Source organism: Pleomorphomonas koreensis DSM 23070 (assembly GCF_000425185.1).
GTDB lineage: Bacteria > Pseudomonadota > Alphaproteobacteria > Rhizobiales > Pleomorphomonadaceae > Pleomorphomonas > Pleomorphomonas koreensis.
On the sequence record NZ_AULH01000017.1, the window covers coordinates 41,369 to 60,684 of the forward strand.

Genomic DNA, 19,316 nt, shown 5'->3' on the forward strand with positions numbered 1-19,316 from the left:
TCGACAGGGGAAAGCCATGCTGGCGACCGGATCGGGACACCAGGAATGGCGTGATGTGCTCAGCCATGGCCGGACTCGGTCGTGGCGGCAGGTTCGGCCGGGATCACTGGCGGCCAGGACAGACGTTCGGCGGCAGGCGCCGCGGGGCGCTGGATCTTTTCCATCAGCCGGCCGAGATGGGGGGCCTCGACCATATCGAGGCGGCCCGAGCGGTCCTTGGCCGGATAGCCCCAGGAGTTAAGCGTCTGGCAAACGAAGGCGCGCTGGGGCTGGCCGTTTGCATCGGCGATATCGGCCATGGTGATGACCTGATCGACGATGCCCGGCAGTTCGAGCCCGGTCTTCGCCCCGTCGATCTGCGGCTGAAAGACCTTACGATTGAAGTCGTCGAGCTTCTCGTCGAGGATGCCGACGAACCAAACGTGCTTGCCGCGCGCGTGCTGCAGATGCGTCAGCCAGGCGATCATCTCGCGGCCATGGAGCCCGTAGGCGCCGCGGATGTCAGGCTTGCCGGTCTTGTCGGAGAAGGCCTCCGGCTGGCCGCGGCACCACTGGAAGCAGAGCCGCCCGGCGACCGTAATCGAGTCAATAAAGACGGTTTCGTACTTGCCGATCACCGCCGGATCGCCGTAGCGGCCGCAGACCTCGTCGAAATGCGCCTGGCTGTAAGGCTGGTCCTCGCGCAGCGCCGGATTCGGCCCGCCGATGAACACCGCGAAATCGCGGCATTCCTTCCAGGTGCGGGGCCGGAGCGTGTCGATCTCCAGCCCCTCGACCGCTAGATCGCCGGCCTCGAGATCGAGGAAGAGCGTGGTCGAGGCGTTCAGCGTCCAGAGCAGCGACGTCTTGCCAATGCCGGACCGGCCAAAGATGACGCCCTTGATGCCCTTGCGTTGCGCAAGGCGCTCGTCGGCGCCGATGATGGGAAGGGCCATCACTGGGCCTCCTTCTTCATCACCGCCGTGGCGGCGCGATCTGCGCCGATGCACCCGGCCTCACGGGCGAGCTTGTAGAGGCGCTGGAGCGCGGCGGCGCGGCGATAGGCGGCCGAGCTCTCCCGCTCTGCCTCGACGATCGCGAAGGCGATCTCGTCCACGGTCGCCTCGACGACCGGCAGCGGCTCGCGCGGCTCGTCTCCGGCGCGCTGCGGGAAGGCGATGGTTTCGGGGAGGTCTTCAAGGGCGTAGCTCGCCTTGCGAAGACGGGTGATGTCGTCCGGCTGGTCCGGCATGGCGGTTCTCCGCGAGATGAGGTGATCGAGGAGGCGCATCAGGCGGCCTCGCGGACGTCGGTCGCGGGCTCGGCGACGTAGATCGCCAGCAGCGGCGTCCCGTCGGCATGGGCGCCGGCGTCCTCGATCTGATAGTTGCGGTTGGGCTCGCAGACATCGGTCAGCTCCCAGCGGCGATAAAGCCCCGGAAGACGCCTGAAATCCTCGAGCGACAGATCGGCAGTGCGGTTCATGCGTGTCTGCTTTCGGTTGGAGGGAAGGCGCTCGGGGCGCTCAATCAAGAAAAGCCACCGGCGGGATCGGATCGGGACATCGGCTCAGGGGTTTTCTTCGAGGGCGTCGTGCAGCCGGCGCATGGCGCGCTGGTAGCGCTTGCGGGCGGCGGCCTCGGTCAGGCCCAGTTCGGCTCCCGCCTCGGCTTGGGAAAAGCCCTCGATCGCCACGCGGATCACAAGCAGGGCGTCGTCGCCGAGCAGCTCCCGCACGGCGCCGTTAAGGCGCTCATACCCGGTCCCGCCGATCCCGCTGTCACCGTTGTCCATGACCTCGTCAGGATCGGCACCGCTGGCGAGATGTTCGCGCGCCGCGTCGCGCTGGCGCGCACGGATCATGTCGCGCTCGACGTTCCGCATGATCGTGGCCGCGATCCGGTTGACGCGTCCCAGGTCGACCCCGCGGACCGCCTCGGTGGTGCGCGCCAGCAAATCGGACGCGACATCATCGGCAGAGCCGATCCTGCGCCAGATCGACCGGCGCCGGATGGCGTCGAGGCCGGGCCAGAGCGCCAGCATCAGCATGGTGAGAGCGCAGTCGGACGTGGGCCCGTCGCCCTGCGCCGCCTCGATCAGCGCCGAGAGGATCAGGTTCTTGTCTTCCGGATCGGCCGTGCCGCGATGCAGCCCGTCCAGCAGGGCGGCCGGGTCCCGGAAAGCTATGAGGGGATCATGCGCGCGCCGGACGACGTCGAAACTGCGTTGGAAGTGAAGGGTGGAAGATGAATGCATCAGGTGATCACGGATCTCGTGCCACGCGAAGGACATTGGACGCCTGCCTTGCGGCCAGGCGTCCGGCGCCTTCTCGTGGCCAGGTCAGGACGTCGTGCGTCTCTGCGATTTCGGGGGGTGGGGGGCTGCGCGCGTCAGCGCGCGGGGGTGGTCGCGTGATTCAGCGTGCCGCAGCCACGGCAGGTGGCCTGGACCGGAAAGCCCACTAAATACTCGTGCCCCCGCGCGAAGCGCAGGTGCATGCGGCCGTCCCGGCAGACGCCGAGAAGCTTGTCACAGCGCGTGCAGCGCCATTCCGAGTTGGAGGTGGTGGGCTTGGTCGTCGCGGCGCCGGACCAGCTCGTCGGGGCTGCCTGGCACGAGGGGAAGGGAGTCGGCATGGAAGTGCTCCTCTAGGTGGAGCTCTTCCAGTAATCAGCGGTTTGTTAGACCGTCCCCCGATGTACTTTAGACGTTCTTTAGACGACAGCCTCGACGGGTGCCACGACCGCCTCGGTTGCCGGCCGCGGCGCGACGATCAGGCGCCAATAGCCGCGCTTCGCTCCCTTGGCGATGTAGACATCCACCATGTCCTTCCACATCTCCTTGCGGAACGCCTGCTGGGGACTTTTGGCCGAGAACCCCTCCATCAGGTCGCCGACATAAACGTCCGCGGTGCCCGTTGCATACGCGGCGACAAGGCGCTCGAAGATCGTAAGTTGATCGTTTCCGGCGAGGTACAGCGGCTCGCGGCCGGGGATATAGAGCGTGCCCGATTGTGTGCCGCTGCGCGCGACGCACGGCGACTCGCCGCCGCGCGCGAGCGCGTGACTGTCACGATACGCGAGTTCGATGCCATCGCGCGCGAACAGCATTTCGTCGTCCCCCGATGCGAGATGGGATAAGAGCGGCATGACGACGTTCGGTCCGAGGTGTGACGGCATGTCCTGGCTCGCGGCGAAGACGATCCCCACGCCAGGGGTGTTCCGCGCGCGCAGCATCAGATCTAGCCTCTGTGCGGTCTTCGGGTCATTGAGACGCCGAGCGAAATAGACGGGCACCTCTACGCCATCGATCTGCATCGCCCCGACCAGGGTCAGGTCCGGGTCCAGGATCTGGGCCGCCCGCTTGCTCAGCAGCGGGTTCATCAGGCGCATGAGCGTCTCGTGAAGCCACTGAGCGTTGATGGCGTACATCTCGATATCCGACAGCGGTCGCCTGCCAGCGTCCTCGTCGAACGGGCCGATAGTGCGGACCATGCCTTCCGTCGCCGACGGCCTGATGGTGCCTTCCCCTTCGATGTCGTCGTCCTCGACAAGGACCACATCCTGCCGGTCGCGGCGCTCGAGCAGACCACCTTCGATCAGTCGGCTGGCGTCGAGCCCCAGTTCCAGCAGATATCCACCGCTGACCTCGTCCTCGATCCGATCGTGAAGTTGAACCAGCTCGGGAAAGATCGCGCGCAAATCGTCGGGTGCGATCTGCCGAAAGGCACTCAGGATTCCCCATTCCTTGAGGAGCGCGAAGCCGAGGCTGCGCTCTTCCGGATCCGTCTTGCTCTGCAGGTTGCAGCTCTTCGTGCCAGCGATCGTGATGTTGAGCGTCCGCTCCTTCTCATCGCCGATCCGGTTGTAGGCGACCGCGATGGCGATGCGGCTGAAAGCCTCGGCACGCCGGAAGATATTTCTGGCTCCGAGATACTGGTCTGCCACTTCCACGATGTCATCATCGACGGTGACCTTGAGCTGCAGCTTGCGGCGCCAGATACCGAGTCGGATCTCGGCTTCCACGACGCGGGCAAACTCGAACGCGTAGCCTCCGATCTCGGGGGGCTGCAGAAGAAGCGAAGTACGAAACCGCGAGAGGTTGTATCGCTTCCAGGTCAGCGGCTTCTGGGAGATGTCGTGGCCGAGAGCGACTTCGGCGAACGAGTCGCTGACTGTCTGGCGCACCACCGGGCTGTCCGCGCAAACCTCGATCTGACGCAGCGATGGCGTATAGATCAGCGTCGCCTCGTTCGGCGGACGATAGTAGATGGTTCCTCGTCGTCCATCCTGTCGATGATCGTGGACGCTCGACAGCGGCCCGCCATGCCGGACGATCAGCATGATGGACGCAGGGTGCACGTCCGTGGCAGGCAGATCGAGCGCCTTCACTGTGCAGGAAATCTCGGGCTTCAGATCAAGCATTGCCTTGATCTCGGTGGCCAGCGCCGCTTCGTCGATTGCCGCAGCATCGAGATCGACATGATTCTCGAGTTCGACCTCGAAGGCGTCATAGAGTTTGCCATGATCGCGGAATTGCCGTGCGAAATGGAAACTCTCCGCATCCTCGAACGTCTCGCGTGCGTTGAGATAGACCCATATGCTTCTGCATAGCCGATCGGGCTGGCGTTCGAATTCTTCCAATTGCTCGTCGTCGAGCCGCTGCTCGACGATCGTCGTCAGGGAGGTCACACCCTTTCCATCGGCGAGGGCACGGATCCTGCGGCATCGCTGCTCTGCCGGTCGCAGCTCGTCCTGATCGAAACCTGACAGCGTCTGAATGAGCTCTTGGCGAAATGCCTCGACCGCATCTTCATCGGTGTGATCAGGAACGTCGTCACGCAACTCGAAGTCGGGCTCGTTGTCACCCTCCCGGACGGCAAGAGCTGCTCGTGCGAGATCGATCCGCGCATCCTCGATCAACGCCAAGACATGGGGGCCGATCGAATTTGTTTTGCGCGCCATGAACTCATCCCCCACGACCATCTGTTCTTGACTGATTCAACCCACGATAATCACGGAGGAAACCAGGATGGGCAAGGCATGGTGTTCCCTATCCGTTCAATTTCCCGTTCTTCCTCCGTTTTGCGTGTCCCATCGCGGTTCGCCGGGTGGCTTTTGATCGGTAACGACACCACCGATCACGGCCGCCCCACGACATGAAACGCCCCAATCCTCTGCCCCCCGAGCTGATGACACCGGCCGAACGCCGCACTGAGCTGTGCGGCCTGCTGGCGCTCGGACTGCTTCGGTTGCAGATGCGGGTGAGCGACGAAGTATCTGACGATATTGGAGAAATTTGCCTACACTCTCCGCCTGACCGATGCCGTCATGCAACTCCGACTCATCGGAGACCCCATGACGACGCATGACCCCATCCCCGCGCGCCTGGTGGCGCTGAAGGCGGCCACGACGCCGGAATTGAAGAAGCAGTGGCGCGAGTTGTTTGAAACCGAGCCACCGGCTTTCAACCGGCGTTACCTGGAGAGTCGACTCGCCTACCGCATCCAGGAATTGGCCTATCGTGGTTTGAAACCGGCGACCGTCGAACGCCTCGAAGCGCTGGGCGAGCAGCTTGATGGCGGCAACATGGTGGTGCGCCGCAACCGCGCTGATGACCGGCCGATCGCCGGCACCAGGCTGATCCGGGAATGGCAGGGCGTCGAGCACACCGTCACCGTGCTGAACGACGGCTATGAATGGCAGGGTCGGCCCTACAAGAGCCTGTCCTCGGTTGCCCGCGCCATCACCGGCACGCGCTGGAACGGCTGGACCTTCTTTGGCCTCAAAAATCATCGGAGCCGGGCATGACAAAACCCATCGCCCGAAAACTCCGCTGCGCCGTCTATACCCGGAAATCCTCCGAGGAAGGGCTCGAGCAGGAATTCAACAGCCTGCATGCCCAGCGCGAGGCCTGCGAATCCTATATCGCCAGCCAGCGATCTGTGGGCTGGGTGCTGATTCGCGATCAGTATGACGACGGCGGCATCTCGGGCGGCACGCTGGAGCGGCCGGCGCTCAAACAGTTGCTCGCCGACATCGAGGATGGGCTTATAGATGTGGTGGTGGTCTACAAGATCGACCGGCTGTCGCGCTCGCTGATGGATTTCTCGAAACTGGTCGAGATATTTGATCGGAATGACGTCACCTTTGTCTCCGTGACGCAGAGCTTCAACACCACGACGTCGATGGGCAGGTTGACGCTGAACATCCTGTTGTCGTTTGCCCAGTTCGAGCGCGAGGTGACGGCCGAGCGCATTCGCGACAAGATCCGGGCGTCGCGGCAGAAGGGCATGTGGATGGGCGGCATCGTGCCGCTCGGCTACCGGGTCGAGAAGCGCAAGCTGGTGATCGAGGAAACCGAGGCCGCCACCGTGCGCATGATCTTCGAGCGCTTCGTCGCCATCGGTTCAGCCACCGTGCTGGCAAAAACCCTTGCGGCAGAGGACGTGCGCACCCGCCGGAGCAAGCTGATCGACAAGGGTTATCTCTACAAGCTTCTGAACAACCGGGTCTATATTGGCGAGGCGGTGCACAAGGGCAAAAGCTATCCCGGCGAGCATCAGCCGATCATCGGTCGCGCGCTGTGGGACAAGGTCCACGCCATCCTGACCGAGAGTCCGCGCAAGCGGGCCGCCCGCACTCGCGCCGACACGCCCGCGCTGCTGAAGGGGCTGCTGTTCGGCCCGGATGGGGCCGCATTCTCGCCCACCCATACAAAGAAGGGCGGCAAACTCTATCGCTATTATGTCAGCCAGTCGGTGCTGAAGCGCGGGGCGGACGCCTGTCCCATCGCTCGCGTGCCGGCCGCCGAGGTGGAAATGGCGGTAATCGACCAGCTGCGCGGGTTACTGCGTGCTCCGGAAATCATCGTCGGCACCTGGCGCGCCGCCCGGCCCGAAATCGACGGGCTGCGGGAAGCGGACGTTCGCGAGGCGGTGGAGCGGCTCGATCCGATCTGGGACGAATTGTTTCCAGGCGAGCAGGCCCGCATCGTCCAGCTTCTAGTCGAGCGGGTTGATCTTGCCGCCGACGGCCTTGCCATCCGGTTGCGCACGCTTGGGTTGGCCAGTCTTGTTGCTGATCTGGGTGCTATCGGCCAGGATCGGAAAAGCGCAGTCAGCAGGAAGGCCGCGTGATTATGAACACCGCCGTCACACGCGATGACGATACCATTACCGTGCATGTGCCGCTGACCTTCCGCCGGCGCGGCGGCCGCAAGCAGATCGTCGTTCCTTGCGGCGCACCTGCCTGGATGCCGGCCCGCGCCCATATCGACAACGCCATGGTCAAGGCCGTCGCCCGAGCATTCCGCTGGCGCGATATGCTGGAGAGTGAACAATACGCGACCATTCGCGAGATCGCGACCGCGGAGAAGATCAACGAATCCTACGTCAGCCGCGTGCTGCGCCTCACGCTGCTCGCACCCGCCATCGTCGAGGCCATCCTCGACGGCCGGCAGGGGCCGGAGATGACGCTGGCGGCGCTGATGAAGCCGTTTCCGGTGGAGTGGGCGGCGCAAAGATCGCTGCTTGGCGAGGTGTGAGATGAATTTGCGGCTGACAACCCGGGGTACTGACAATAGTCTTACGGCGTCCACCGTTGACGCCAGAGACTCCCGAACCTTCCATGTCCAATTCCCCCCGCGATCTTATCCTAACCCATGTCCCCGAAGACGGCGCCTCCGTGAGCAATCTGGCTCTGATTGCACGGCTACGCGAAGCACTGCCCGACCTCACGGACGAGGATTACCAGACAGCACGGGATGGATTGGTCGATGAGGGCGTCCTTGGTAAGGGACGCGGACGCGGCGGGTCTGTATTTCTCGTCATCGAAGCTGATGACAACGAGGATCAGGACGACGATTTCGAGCTGGCACCTACCGAAGAATCTGCACCACCGCAACGTCGAGGAGCAGCGAAGAAGAAGGCGACGCCCCGGAGATCCGGCGAGCCGGTGCGGGTACTGTCCTATCGTCACGGCGAGACGCGAGTGAACAACCCCGAAGTCGGGATGGTCCATGCAGGCACGGACCCGGACGGCGCGCGCACCACTTGGGCCTATGACCCGCATCTGGACCCGGTGCTGAACTTTGACAGCGCCCGCGCCGGGGTAGAAAAGCTGATCGACGATGCGCTGGCCAGCGACGATCCGCAGGCGATGAAGGACGCGCTGATCGAACTCAAGCGACTGCAAGCGCCCTACCTCAACTGGACGGGCAAGGCCGAGCGGACGTCGTTCGAGGTGGATACCGTTAGCCTGCATGTCCATGAACGGGTGGATCCGGCGACGATCCTGGCCAATGCAGCGCGGCGGCTGAAGGGCAAGGATGCGGGCGCGCAATGGCGACAGCCCGATCTGTTCGTCGCCCCGTTCGAGAACCTGCCGCTGCGCCAAGCGCTCGATTTCTATCACCACGAAAAGGGGTGGTCTAACCGACTAATCGCGGGTGACAGCCTGCTGGTCATGAACTCGCTACTGACCAGGGAAAGCATGGGCGGCAAAGTGCAGATGATCTACATCGACCCGCCGTACGGGATCAAATACGGGTCGAATTTTCAGCCATTCGTGGGCAAGCGTGACGTCAAGGATCGGTCAGACGACGATCTGACGCAGGAACCCGAGATGATCAAGGCGTTCCGCGACACCTGGGAACTGGGCATCCACTCCTACCTGACCTACCTGCGCGACCGGCTGGTGCTGGCCAAGGACCTGCTGCACGAAAGCGGGTCCGTGTTCGTGCAGATTTCGGATGAGAATGTGCATCTCGTGCGCAACGTTATTGATGACGTCTTTGGAGTCGGTAATTTTTGCGCGCTTATTCCCTTCAAGAAAACTGGCGGTCAGAGTTCCGCGGCGCTTGCGACGGTAAACGATTATTTAATCTGGTATTGGCGCGATGCGACGCAGGCAAAATACAAGCCACTGTATCAGGTGAAGGTGCCAGGGAACGAAGGCGCAACCAACTATTCGTGGGTTGAGGAGCCAAACGGCTATCGCCGGAAGCTTGCTAAAGGCGAGCTTGAGATCCTTTCCAACAGCCAGCGTGTCTTCCAAGCCTATCCGATGTTCTCTGAAGGCCCGTCTCCGGGCGATGAGCCACTTGAGTGGCGCGGAGCTATGTTCAATCCATCTGCGAACTCACACTGGAAGACTACGACACTTGGCCTTTCGAGACTAAAGAAGACTGGGCGCTTGATGGCGCAGGGCAAGACCATACGAATGGTCAATTATCATGCAGACTATCCGGTCACGCCGATCACAAATATTTGGCTCGACACGCAGATCAGCGGGTTCAATGACCCGCGGACTTACGTTGTCCAGACGCTAGCTCTCGTTATCGAACGCTGCCTCCTCATGACCACCGATCCCGGTGATCTCGTGCTCGATCCAACCTGTGGCTCGGGCACTACCGCCTTCGTCGCCGAGAAATGGGGGCGACGCTGGATCACCTGCGATACCTCCCGCGTGGCCATCACGCTGGCCAAGCAGAGGCTGATGACTGCCAGCTTCGACTATTACGCGCTGCGCTATCCACATGAAGGGCTAAAGGGCGGATTCGACTATGAAACCGTGCCGCACATCACGCTGAAAAGCATTGCCAACAACCCCGACATCGACACGATCTACGACGAGGACCACCCGAAGATTGTAGCGGCGCTGAATGATCTGAACGCTGCGCTGGCCGCCGCCCCGCCGAAGCCGCTCAAGCCCGTGCAGGGTACTCGCAAGGGCAAGCTGGTGAATTTCGCCAAGGGCGAGACGCTGCATGAATGGGAGGTCCCTTTTGATTGGCCAGAGGATTGGCCAAAAGTCGCGCGCGGTGCTTTCGAAGCTTTTCACAAGGCAAGGCAGGCGATGCAGCGCCGCATGGACCAGTCCATCGCCGATCACGCCGAGCAGGAAACGCTTTATGACAAGCCTCGCATCGACAAATCCAAGCTGCGCATTACCGGCCCCTTCTCGGTCGAGGCGGTGCCAGCGCCCACCGTTCTGTCGCTCGATGACAGCCTGCCGCCGGTCGAGGCCGACGACAGCATCGCTCGCACGGGCGAGACCTCGCGCCAGGCGCTCTGGCGCGAGGAGCTTCTGAAAACCGGCGTCCGGGCCAAGGGCGGGGCGATCCTGCGTTTTGCCGAGTTCGAGACGCTGCCCGGCCTGCGCTATCTGCACGCCAGCGGATCGCTGGCCGAGACGGGCGAGCGCGTCGTGGTCAGCTTCGGCCCCGAACATGCCGCCCTCGAGCAGCGGCAGGTAGAGCTGGCGCTGTCCGAGGCCGAAACTCTGCGCCCGGCGCCGAAGTTCGTCCTGTTCTGCGCCTTCACTTTCGACCCCGAGGCCGCCAAGGACATCGACGAAGTGAACTGGCCCGGCGTCACGCTGCTGAAGGCGCAGATGAACACCGACCTTCTGACGGAGGATCTAAAAAAGGCACGCTCATCGAACCAGTCCTTCTGGCTTATGGGGCAGCCCGATGTCGATCTGCGTAAACGCAAGGACGAGATGTGGGAGGTTGAGGTCAACGGCTTCGACTATTTCGATCCCCGTGCGGGCGATCTGGTGTCGGGCGGCAAACAGCAAATCGCCATGTGGTCGCTAGACATCGACTACGACCAGCGTTCGCTGATGCCGCATCAGGTGTTCTTTCCCATGGTGGATGCAAAGGGTGGCTGGAACCGATTGAAGACGGCGGTGCGGTCAGAGTTGGACGAAGATTTACTGGAGCAGTTCCACGGCACTGTCTCGCTTCCCTTCGAGGCGGGAGACAACAAGCGGATCGCGGTGAAGATCGTCGATGATCGTGGGATTGAATCCCTCAAGATCATACCGCTCGAAGACTGAGCTCCATGTCACTGATCATCAATAAGCCATGGGAATGTCCGGCTCAACACTGGGTTGAGGGCAAGGGCGGCAAGCTTGAGATCAAACCCGAGCGCCGCCCGGCGAGCTATGAGGTATTCGACGCGCGCAACAACACCAAGCGAACCGAGGCGCTGGATCTGGTCAACACCATCCGCACCCGCGTCAACGCCTGGCGCGATGCGGGCTGGCCCGGCGTGACCATCGTCACCCGCAAGCTGCTGGAACACTGGCACGACACGCAAGCCCGTCAGCACCCGTTCTACTTCTGCCAGCTTGAAGCGATCGAGACCCTGATATGGTGGGTTGAGGGAGCGGAAGCCTACCAACAGGGCATCGCAATCCCCGGCGATGGCGGCGCATGGGAGCGGCTCTGCAACAAGATGGCCACCGGCACCGGCAAGACAACGGTGATGGCGATGATCATCACTTGGCAGGTACTGAACGCGCTAACCTATCCGAAGCGGAACAAGGATTTCAGCCGCGCGGTGTTCGTCGTGGCGCCTGGCCTCACGGTAAAAGAACGTTTGCAGGTGCTGCTGCCTAGCGAGGGCAGCTACTACGACGAGTTCAACCTCTGCCCATCCGAGGCATTGCGCCGGAAGCTGAACCAGGCCGAAGTGCTGATCGAGAACTGGCACACACTGATGCCGCTGAAGGAGCAGGAACGCTCGGTCGTGAAGAAGGGTCGAGAGTCAGACGAGGCGTTCGCCCGACGCGTGCTGGGCAAACTCGCCGCCCACAAGGACATCATCGTCATCAATGACGAGGCGCACCACGCCTATCGCAAACCGCCCGAGGTGAAGATCAGCAAGAAGCTGGCTGCCGAACAGGGCATCGACCTTGACGAGGCGACCCGGTGGATCGAGGGGCTGGACCGCATCCACAATACGCGCCGCATCCAGCGCTGCTTCGACCTTTCCGCTACCCCCTTCGCGCCTACCGGCAAGAAAAGTACGGACACGGCACTTTTCGACTGGATCATCTCTGATTTCGGGCTCAACGACGCTATTGAAGCCGGGCTGGTCAAGACGCCGCGCGTCGTGGTGCGGGACGATGCCTTGCCCGATGCAAGGACGCTGCGGTCAAAGCTCTATCACATCTACCGCGATCCATCGGTCTCCGAGGATTTGAACCGGGCGAAGGCCGAGCCGCACGAGGCGCTGCCGAAACTAGTGCAGGACGCCTACACGCTGCTCGGTGCCGACTGGCGGGAGACTCAGAAGAAGTGGCGAGAGGCCGGGCACCGTTCGCCCCCAGTAATGTTGACGGTCTGCAACCGCACGGAGACCGCAGCCCGTGTCGAAAATTATTTCAATAAGGGCGATGCGCACTGGCCGGAGCTGTACGCCCCAAACCGGACTTTGCGTGTCGACTCCAAGGTGCTGGAAAAGGCGGAAATCGGCGAAACTGCCACGCCTGATAAGGATTACGAGAACAGGCTGAAAGGCATCATCGAAGCCGCAAACTTGCCGGAAACGCGAAAACAGCAGCTACTGGGTATGAAAAAGGAAGAGCTGCTGCGCGAGATCGTCGACAATGTCGGCAAGCGCGACGCGGCGGGCCAGGATCTGCAGAACGTCATCTCCGTCGCGATGTTGTCCGAAGGCTGGGACGCCAAGAATGTCACCCACATCATGGGTTTGCGTGCGTTCACTTCACAGCTTTTGTGCGAGCAGGTGGTGGGCCGCGGTCTCCGGAGAGTTTCTTACGATACGGATGAGAACGGACTGTTCCTGCCGGAGTATGTGAACGTTTTTGGCGTTCCGCTGTCCATCTCGGAAACCGGCGAAGGTGGCGATCCTCCTCCGCCTCCGAGACCGACCACCCAGATTGAGGTCATCCCGGATCGGGCACACCTCGAGATCAAGTGGCCGAACGTGCTGCGCGTCGAAACCGTGGTGAAGCCGCAGCTGACCATAGCGTGGGACAAGATACCTGCACTGGTGCTTGACCCAGCCTCAACGCCCATCAGCGCCGAACTGGCGCCTGCCTTGGGTGGCGCAACAGATATGGGTAATGTCACCGCGATCGATCTGGAACGCCTTCCAGACGGCTTCCGCCTGCAACGGCTTGTCTTTCAGGCTGCCCGCAAGGGGTTTGCCGAATTACGCCAGAGCTTTTCTGGAACCGAGGAATACCTCGCCGCACATTTGGTGCGCATTGTCGAGAGCTTTCTGAATTCCAAGCTTCTAGAGATACCGTCGCTATTCCACGCCGATCCTCTGCGTCGCCGGATCCTGATCGCGCTGAATATCGATCTCGTCGTTCAGCATGTCATGCGTCACGTGAGTGAGCAGAACACGGAACGCCTCACCCCTGTCTTTGATGAAGAAAATCCGATCGGTACCACCGGTCAGATGCGGACCTGGTATACGACCAAGCCCAGCTTCCCAGCGATCAAATCACACATCAGCCACCTCGTCGGCGACTCCTCGTGGGAGGGGCACGCCGCGAATGTGTTCGAGGGGCGGGATAACGTTGTCGCCTATGTGAAGAACGATCATCTGGGCTTCCAGATTCAGTACATGTGGGCAGGGTCACGCCGCCGTTACGTGCCGGACTTCCTTGTCCGGCTGTCCGGCGGCAAGATGCTTGCCCTCGAGATCAAGGGAACCGATACCCCGCAGAACAAGGCCAAGCGCGACGCGCTGGATGAGTGGGTCAAGGCGATCAACAGCACCGGAGGATTCGGACAGTGGGCTTGGGATGTCGCGTTCAACCCAAGCGATGTGCAGGACATTGTCACCAGGCACACAAGCGCCACCGGAGCTGAACTGGTAGTTCAATAACGCCGCACTGTGTCGGTTAAACATATCTGGACTGATTTCTCCGATATCAATGTCAGCTGAAATGCGGGTGTTTTCGAACCAAGTATTTGCAGCTGTGCCGGGATCACCGACATAATTATTTGGATTTGAGGCTCGCTCGGTATGCGGTCGCCGTTCGGAAAGTACGACTAAGGCGACCGAAATCATCCAATGAAATCAATCGGTAGTGACTCCGTACCAAATTCCCGCAGTCAGGAGGTTTGGAGAATATCGGCCCAGAGAGAATGAATTCCGCGTTTTGGACAAACGGTACAGTCAACAGCGTCGGCTCCAAAATCCGCAATTCCGCGCCGTTTCGGACGCTAATATCGGCAACGGAGAATATTGGAGCAGGTATGACTGGCGGAGCCGGAGGGATTCGAACCCTCGGTACAGGTTTAAGCCCGTACGCCGGTTTAGCAAACCAGTGCCTTCAGCCTCTCGGCCACAGCTCCGTTGCGAGTTGTCTAGAGATTCTGCGGCACTGGGTCAAGAGCCGTGAGACAGGCTTTCGGAGATGTCGCGCGCGGAACGGTTGGGCGCCGGCACGGGGCCGAGAGAGAATCGTCGGTACGGACGCGAACGGCGGAAATCGCTCGGATTTCCGCCGCGGGCCAGGGCGCTACACGCCCGTTTCACCAGCGCTGGTGGACGTGCGGCGCCACGAGGCGGTTGTAGATGTCGCGCGTCGCGGCCATGACGTCGGCGGAGATGGCCGGCAGGTCCGAGGCGGCGGCGTTGCCGCGCGCCTGCTCGGCGTTGCGGGCGCCGGGGATGACGACGCTGACCGCCTCGGACATCAGGATCCAGCGCAGGGCGAAGGCGGCCACACTCTGGCCGGCCGGCACCAGCTTGCGGATTTCCTCCACCGCCTGCAATCCCACCTCGAAGGGCACGCCGCCGAAGGTTTCGCCGACGTCGAAGGCTTCGCCGTGGCGGTTGAACAGGCGGTGGTCGTCGGACGCGAACTTCGTCTCCGCCGTGATCTTGCCCGACAACAGGCCCGAGGCGAGCGGCACGCGCACGATGATGCCGACGCCGCGCTTCCTGGCTTCCTCGAAGAACAGGTGCGCCGGCCGCTGGCGGAAGATGTTGTAGATGATCTGGATGGAGACGACGCCGGGGAACTCGATCGCCTTCAGCGCCTCCTCGACCTTCTCCACCGACACGCCGTAGTCCTTGATCTTGCCCTTGGCTTTGATCGCCTCGAGGCCGTCGAACAGGGCGGGATTGTAGAGCACCTCGGTCGGCGGGCAGTGGAGTTGCACGAGGTCGAGCGTGCCGACGTCGAGATTCTTGAGGCTGCGGTCGATGAACGCCTCGATGTTTTCCGGCGTATAGCCGGCGGCGACGTGCGGATTGAGGCGGCGGCCGGCCTTGGTGGCGACGAAGGGCCGCTTGCCTTTCCATTCCTTCAGCACCGAGGCGATGATCCGCTCGGAGCGGCCGTCGCCGTAGACGTCGGCGGTGTCGATGAAGGTGACGCCGGCTTCGAGCGCCGCTTCGAGGGCGGCGCGGCCGTCGGCTTCCGTCACCTCGCCCCAGGCGCCGCCGATCTGCCAGGCGCCGAAGCCGATGTCCGATACCTCGACCGGCAGGCGACCGAATGGACGATAGTGCATGATTCTTCTCCCTAGAAAATCAGCCGTGAGGCTTTGATGCGGTGGAAAGATTAATGCCGTTCGTCCGCGCCGGCGCAAATGGATTCTTGTGATGGCGGGCATCGCCGGCGGAGATGACCGGCCGTGCCGCCGGGGTCGCCAAAACAAAAGGGCCGGCTTTCGCCGGCCCAGTTCGCTCGCTTGGGAGGAGCGGGATCAGACTTCGACGTACTGGATGCCGACGAGGTCGCAATAGGCCTTCCACTTGGCGCGGGTGTCGCCGAGGTGCAGGACCTGATGGTGCGTGCCGCCGTTCTTCAGCCAGCCGTTGAGGCATTCCTTCACGCCGGTGTCCGGCTTGAAGAAGAAGTAGGGCATCTCGACGGTGGGCAGCTCCTCGGTGTCGAGGATTTCGCCCTGCGACACGACGAGGCGATACTTGTCGGCGCCGAGCGAGACGAGGCTGACCAGCGTTGCCGGGCCAGGCTCGCCCTGGAACAGCACGGTCGGCGGGTTGTCGAGGCCGCCGATGCCGAGGAAGCGGTCGATCAGCTTGGGCTTCTTGTCCTTGCGGGCGATCTTCCAGTTGCCTTCGCCCATGTGGCTCTGAAGCGCGGCGTCCAGCTCGAAGTCCATCGCGTACATTTCGGTGAACTGCGGGTCGGCCTGCAACGCGCGGGCGGCGACCATCAGCGAGGCGCAGTTGGTGTCGCCCTCGGCGGCGTAGCCGTAGCCGTCGGCCATCAGGTTGGAGGCGGCCATCATGTGGGTCTGCTTGAAGCGACCGTCGAGGCCGATCTCGTTGAAGTAGAGCGAGAAGGCGTCGTAGCCGCCGGCTTCCAGCACCTTGGTGATGGCGACCTGGATCTTGGCGGCCTCGTTGAGCTGCGGCTCGGTCAGCTTGGGATCGAGGTCGAAGTTGGCCTTGCAATAGGAGATGACGGCCTGGATGTCCTGGGTGTTGACCTTGTCCATCTCGGCGGCCACCGAGCCCATGCCGATGTGGTCGACCTGCGGGCCGATGACGCGCATGAAGGTGTGCGGGTCGGTCAGGATGTCGCCCATGCCGGGCATGCGGCCGAACACGGCGACCTTGGTCTTCTTCATCACCGCCACGGCGTGGGAGGCGGCGGCGAACACCTCGAAGGCGGCGACGAAGGCGTCGTCCTTCCAGTCGCCCGACCAGACCGAGAACTGCTTGCCGAGGTGGATCAGCGAGTTGGCGGTGTCCTGCGCGCCGTGGACGCCCTGATTGTAGGTCAGGTCATCCATGTTCCACGCCTTGGTGACGCGCGGCTCCGGCTGGATGTTGGCCAGGAACAGCGGCGCCGACACGTCGCGGAAGGCGTTGACGAGGCGGAGGCCCGGCCCGTAGGTCAGGTTGACGATCATGATGCCGTCGACCGCTTCACGGGCGAAGATGGCCAGAACTTCCTCGATGTCCTCGCGGCAGCGGGCGGCCTTGGGGAAGAGCACGTCGGCGACGCCGGCCAGACGGGCGGACACCTCGCGGGCATAGCCCTCCTGCCGCTTGGTGATGTTCGGCAGCGTGTTGTCGTAGAGTTCCTGCATGATGCCGAGGAAACCGATCTTCGGCTTCCGCGTGATATCCTTGAGCGACATTTCCTTGCCTCCTGGAAAAATTGTTGTCCTTGCTGCTTTCCTGCGCCTGAAGCCCGGGGAGGGGCGTCAGGCCTTCTTCTGGCCGTACCACGCACCGGGGCCGTGCTTGCGCTGGTAGTGGTATTCGGAGACGTATTCCTCGACCGGGGCGGCGCCCGGCGCCAGCATCACCGTGGTGGTGGCGATGCGGGCGATCTCCTCGAGGAACACGGCGTTGAGCACCGAGTCGGGAGCGTTCTTGCCCCAGGTGAACGGACCGTGGCCGGCCACCAGCACCATCGGCCTCGAGAGCGGGTCATCGTTGCCGAGGCGGCGGACGATGGCCTCGCCGGTGTTGCCCTCGTAGTCCGCCGTCACTTCCTCGGCGGTGAGCGGCGCGGTCAGCGGCACGGCGCCGTGGCAGTAGTCGGCGTGGGTGGTGCCGAAGCAGGGGATTTCCTTGCGCGCCTGCGCCCAGGCCACGGCATAGGCCGAGTGCGTGTGGGTGACGCCGCCGATGGTCGGGAAGGCGCGGTAGAGCACCAGATGCGTCTTGGTGTCGGTCGACGGATTGAGGTCGCCCTCGATCACCTTGCCGTCGGCGAGGTTGACCACCACCAGCTTGTCCGGCGTCAGCTTGTCATAGGAGACGCCCGACGGCTTGATGACGATATAGCCCTTCTCGCGGTCGATGCCGGACACGTTGCCCCAGGTGTGGACGACGATCTTGCGGCGATCGAGTTCGAGATTGGCCTCGCAGACCTGTTCGCGGAGTTCCTTGAGTTTCATGGGATGACTGCCTTCAGCATGAATTCGGTGCACCGGCCGCGCGTCGCGACGCGGCCGGCAGCGCTAGATACCTCAACGAGGAGCGTCCGTCTCGGCATATGCACCGGACCGCGGGCGGCGTCCGTGCATCCGATGGGGGAGGGCGGTCACCCGCGCAACGGGCTTGCAGCCGGCGAGCGGGCCGGCCTTGCCGCCGCCGAAATCGGTATCAGGACCGATCGCATGCTTGTCGCAGTTGGTCACCAACCCCTCCCAGGGAACGCTTTCTTCTTTGGCTTCTCCGGCCGCCGCGTCGCTGTCGTCCGGCCGCCTGCTTTGGTCGGCTTTCGATCCTATCGCCTCGTTCCGGTTCGGAAAACACGGGTCCGTTGCGAGAGACCGCTGAGAAGGACGCCACGTGGTTTCACTTAGACGTTAACCGCGATGCGGACGAATTTCACCCTCCCGGCGAAAGGTCCAGCGTCATCCTCCTTGTCGGCGATCGAATCCAAGTCGCTGTTATTGCTCATTTTGATCAGGGGGATTATAGTGCGTTCCATCCACTCCCCAAAGGGCTAATCCAGCTTTTTACATGGACGATACTGCCGCCCCTCTTTCCGCTCCGGCCCAGGTCGAAAGCGTCATTCGCCGTTTGTCGCTGTTGCAGGCCGACGGGGAGACGACGGCTGATCCCTTTGTCGCGCCCCTGTTCCCCGGTTTCCACTTCGACACGCGCCTTGTCGCCGGCATCACGCCGATCGAACGCGGCGGTCCGCTCGACTTCCGCATCGAGCGGCCAGACGGAATGCGCGGCTGGATCATCAACCTGACGGTCAAGGGCAGCGGCGAGGTCTTCGACGGCGAGAACCGCTTCACGGTGGAGCCGGGTGATCTTGTGCTGTTCCCGCCGGGGGCTATCCACGACTACGGGCGCGCACCGGGAGCCTCCGAATGGTGGCACCGCTGGATCTACTTCCAGCCGCGCGCCTTCTGGAGCGGCTGGCTGTCCTGGCGCGGGGTGCATGGGTCCTTTTTCGTGCAGCGGGTCGAGGACAAGATGCTTCTCTCGACCCTCGAGGCGCTGTTCGGCGAGGTGGCCAGCTGGTCGGCCAACACCGATCTCCTTTCCATGGAACTGGCGATGAACCTCCTTGAGCGGGTCATCCTGCTCTGTGCCAAGAACGATCGCGCCACCGCCCCGCCGGGGCACTTCGACCAGCGCCTGCTGATGGCCTGCAAGTTCGTCACCGACAACCTGCACCGGCCGCTTTCCGTGGCGGAAATCGCCCAGGCGGTTTGCTTGTCGCCGTCGCGGCTCGCCCACCTCTTCACCCAGACGCTCGGCCGCTCGATCTTGAAATGGCGCGAGGAGCAGGTGATCCAGTTCGCCTGCCATCTGCTCCTGGTGACGCCGAGCCCGGTGAAGCAGATCGCCGCCCAGGTCGGCTACGAGGATCCGCTCTACTTCAGCCGCGTCTTCCGCCGCTACACCGGCTGCAGCCCGAAGGCTTTCCGCGCCGAGCACGGCCGGACGCAGGGGATGCCGTAGACAACTTCCGGTAAACCTGGCGGATCGTCTTGTGCCGCGGAGCAGCAGGCGGAACGCCGCCGTCATACGCAAAGGCGCGCAAGCAGGGCGCGCTTGCCGGGCTGTTTTATGCTGTCTATAAGGGGATGGTGCGCCCGGCGGCAGGAGG

General features: G+C 62.9%; 15 protein-coding genes and 1 tRNA gene. 6 read left to right on the forward strand and 10 right to left on the reverse strand.

The window, feature by feature from the left end; all coding sequences use genetic code 11:
- Positions 1-59: 59 nt before the first annotated feature.
- From H512_RS0115025 to H512_RS0115050, 6 genes are all read right to left on the reverse strand, one after another.
- Positions 60-989 (reverse strand): ATP-binding protein, encoded by a 930-nt coding sequence (locus H512_RS0115025; RefSeq protein ID WP_245585424.1) that lies wholly within the window; start codon positions 987-989, stop codon positions 60-62.
- Positions 935-1,270, reverse strand: a complete 336-nt coding sequence (locus H512_RS0115030) for a hypothetical protein (protein WP_053239921.1) — start codon at positions 1,268-1,270, stop codon at positions 935-937. Before H512_RS0115030 ends, H512_RS0115025 begins: the two co-directional genes overlap by 55 nt.
- The gene (locus H512_RS24255) at positions 1,270-1,464 is read right to left on the reverse strand and encodes a hypothetical protein (protein ID WP_036792006.1); all 195 of its coding nucleotides are present in this window, start codon (positions 1,462-1,464) and stop codon (positions 1,270-1,272) included. The genes H512_RS0115030 and H512_RS24255 overlap by 1 nt, the downstream gene beginning before the upstream one ends.
- 84 nt (positions 1,465-1,548) lie before the next feature.
- Positions 1,549-2,271, reverse strand: a complete 723-nt coding sequence (locus tag H512_RS0115040; RefSeq protein ID WP_026784155.1) for an RNA polymerase sigma factor — start codon at positions 2,269-2,271, stop codon at positions 1,549-1,551.
- Between the two features lie 98 nt (positions 2,272-2,369).
- Positions 2,370-2,615, reverse strand: coding sequence for a hypothetical protein (locus tag H512_RS27005; RefSeq protein WP_156899505.1), 246 nt, complete (start codon positions 2,613-2,615; stop codon positions 2,370-2,372).
- Positions 2,616-2,693: 78 nt separating this feature from the next.
- Positions 2,694-4,943, reverse strand: coding sequence for a hypothetical protein (locus tag H512_RS0115050; RefSeq protein ID WP_156899506.1), 2,250 nt, complete (start codon positions 4,941-4,943; stop codon positions 2,694-2,696).
- A gap of 393 nt (positions 4,944-5,336) precedes the next feature.
- Here H512_RS0115050 and H512_RS0115055 point away from each other — a divergent pair, with 393 nt between their 5' ends.
- From H512_RS0115055 to H512_RS0115075, 5 genes are all read left to right on the forward strand, one after another.
- Entirely contained in the window at positions 5,337-5,789 is a 453-nt protein-coding gene (locus tag H512_RS0115055) for a DUF2924 domain-containing protein (RefSeq protein WP_026784157.1), read from the forward strand.
- Complete coding sequence (locus tag H512_RS0115060; RefSeq protein WP_026784158.1) at positions 5,786-7,117, forward strand: recombinase family protein; 1,332 nt, start codon at positions 5,786-5,788, stop codon at positions 7,115-7,117. Before H512_RS0115055 ends, H512_RS0115060 begins: the two co-directional genes overlap by 4 nt.
- Positions 7,118-7,119: 2 nt before the next feature.
- The gene (locus H512_RS0115065; RefSeq protein ID WP_036792010.1) at positions 7,120-7,524 is read left to right on the forward strand and encodes a hypothetical protein; all 405 of its coding nucleotides are present in this window, start codon (positions 7,120-7,122) and stop codon (positions 7,522-7,524) included.
- 83 nt (positions 7,525-7,607) lie between these two features.
- Positions 7,608-10,820, forward strand: coding sequence for a site-specific DNA-methyltransferase (locus H512_RS0115070; RefSeq protein ID WP_026784160.1), 3,213 nt, complete (start codon positions 7,608-7,610; stop codon positions 10,818-10,820).
- Between the two features lie 5 nt (positions 10,821-10,825).
- Positions 10,826-13,630: a BPTD_3080 family restriction endonuclease gene (locus tag H512_RS0115075; RefSeq protein WP_036792014.1), complete on the forward strand. Its 2,805-nt coding sequence runs from the start codon at positions 10,826-10,828 to the stop codon at positions 13,628-13,630.
- A gap of 379 nt (positions 13,631-14,009) precedes the next feature.
- On the opposite strand, the gene H512_RS0115080 is transcribed toward H512_RS0115075, so the two are convergent.
- The 4 genes from H512_RS0115080 to araD all read right to left on the reverse strand — a co-directional run bounded on the left by H512_RS0115080 (position 14,010) and on the right by araD (position 17,640).
- Positions 14,010-14,103 (reverse strand) — tRNA-Ser (locus H512_RS0115080).
- Between the two features lie 180 nt (positions 14,104-14,283).
- Positions 14,284-15,270 (reverse strand): aldo/keto reductase, encoded by a 987-nt coding sequence (locus H512_RS0115085; protein ID WP_026784162.1) that lies wholly within the window; start codon positions 15,268-15,270, stop codon positions 14,284-14,286.
- Positions 15,271-15,465: 195 nt separating this feature from the next.
- On the reverse strand, positions 15,466-16,872 hold the full coding sequence (locus H512_RS0115090) for an L-fucose/L-arabinose isomerase family protein (RefSeq protein WP_026784163.1): 1,407 nt from the start codon (positions 16,870-16,872) through the stop codon (positions 15,466-15,468).
- Positions 16,873-16,938: 66 nt separating this feature from the next.
- A complete protein-coding gene (gene araD, locus H512_RS0115095) occupies positions 16,939-17,640 on the reverse strand; it encodes an L-ribulose-5-phosphate 4-epimerase AraD (protein WP_026784164.1) in 702 nt (233 codons plus the stop codon).
- 571 nt (positions 17,641-18,211) lie between these two features.
- On the opposite strand from araD, the gene araC reads away from it, so the two are divergent.
- Complete coding sequence (gene araC, locus H512_RS24260) at positions 18,212-19,168, forward strand: arabinose operon transcriptional regulator AraC (RefSeq protein ID WP_084798518.1); 957 nt, start codon at positions 18,212-18,214, stop codon at positions 19,166-19,168.
- Positions 19,169-19,316 lie beyond the last annotated feature (148 nt).

What these genes read in the sequence shown, in the direction of transcription:
- H512_RS0115030 (WP_053239921.1), bottom strand. Translation starts at nt 1,270, where the DNA reads ATGCGCCTCCTCGATCACCTCATCTCGCGGAGAACCGCCATGCCGGAC.
- H512_RS24255 (WP_036792006.1), bottom strand. Translation starts at nt 1,464, where the DNA reads ATGAACCGCACTGCCGATCTGTCGCTCGAGGATTTCAGGCGTCTTCCG.
- H512_RS0115040 (WP_026784155.1), bottom strand. Translation starts at nt 2,271, where the DNA reads ATGTCCTTCGCGTGGCACGAGATCCGTGATCACCTGATGCATTCATCT.
- H512_RS27005 (WP_156899505.1), bottom strand. Translation starts at nt 2,615, where the DNA reads ATGCCGACTCCCTTCCCCTCGTGCCAGGCAGCCCCGACGAGCTGGTCC.
- H512_RS0115050 (WP_156899506.1), bottom strand. Translation starts at nt 4,943, where the DNA reads ATGGCGCGCAAAACAAATTCGATCGGCCCCCATGTCTTGGCGTTGATC.
- H512_RS0115055 (WP_026784157.1), top strand. Translation starts at nt 5,337, where the DNA reads ATGACGACGCATGACCCCATCCCCGCGCGCCTGGTGGCGCTGAAGGCG.
- H512_RS0115060 (WP_026784158.1), top strand. Translation starts at nt 5,786, where the DNA reads ATGACAAAACCCATCGCCCGAAAACTCCGCTGCGCCGTCTATACCCGG.
- H512_RS0115065 (WP_036792010.1), top strand. Translation starts at nt 7,120, where the DNA reads ATGAACACCGCCGTCACACGCGATGACGATACCATTACCGTGCATGTG.
- H512_RS0115070 (WP_026784160.1), top strand. Translation starts at nt 7,608, where the DNA reads ATGTCCAATTCCCCCCGCGATCTTATCCTAACCCATGTCCCCGAAGAC.
- H512_RS0115075 (WP_036792014.1), top strand. Translation starts at nt 10,826, where the DNA reads ATGTCACTGATCATCAATAAGCCATGGGAATGTCCGGCTCAACACTGG.
- H512_RS0115085 (WP_026784162.1), bottom strand. Translation starts at nt 15,270, where the DNA reads ATGCACTATCGTCCATTCGGTCGCCTGCCGGTCGAGGTATCGGACATC.
- H512_RS0115090 (WP_026784163.1), bottom strand. Translation starts at nt 16,872, where the DNA reads ATGTCGCTCAAGGATATCACGCGGAAGCCGAAGATCGGTTTCCTCGGC.
- araD (WP_026784164.1), bottom strand. Translation starts at nt 17,640, where the DNA reads ATGAAACTCAAGGAACTCCGCGAACAGGTCTGCGAGGCCAATCTCGAA.
- araC (WP_084798518.1), top strand. Translation starts at nt 18,212, where the DNA reads ATGGACGATACTGCCGCCCCTCTTTCCGCTCCGGCCCAGGTCGAAAGC.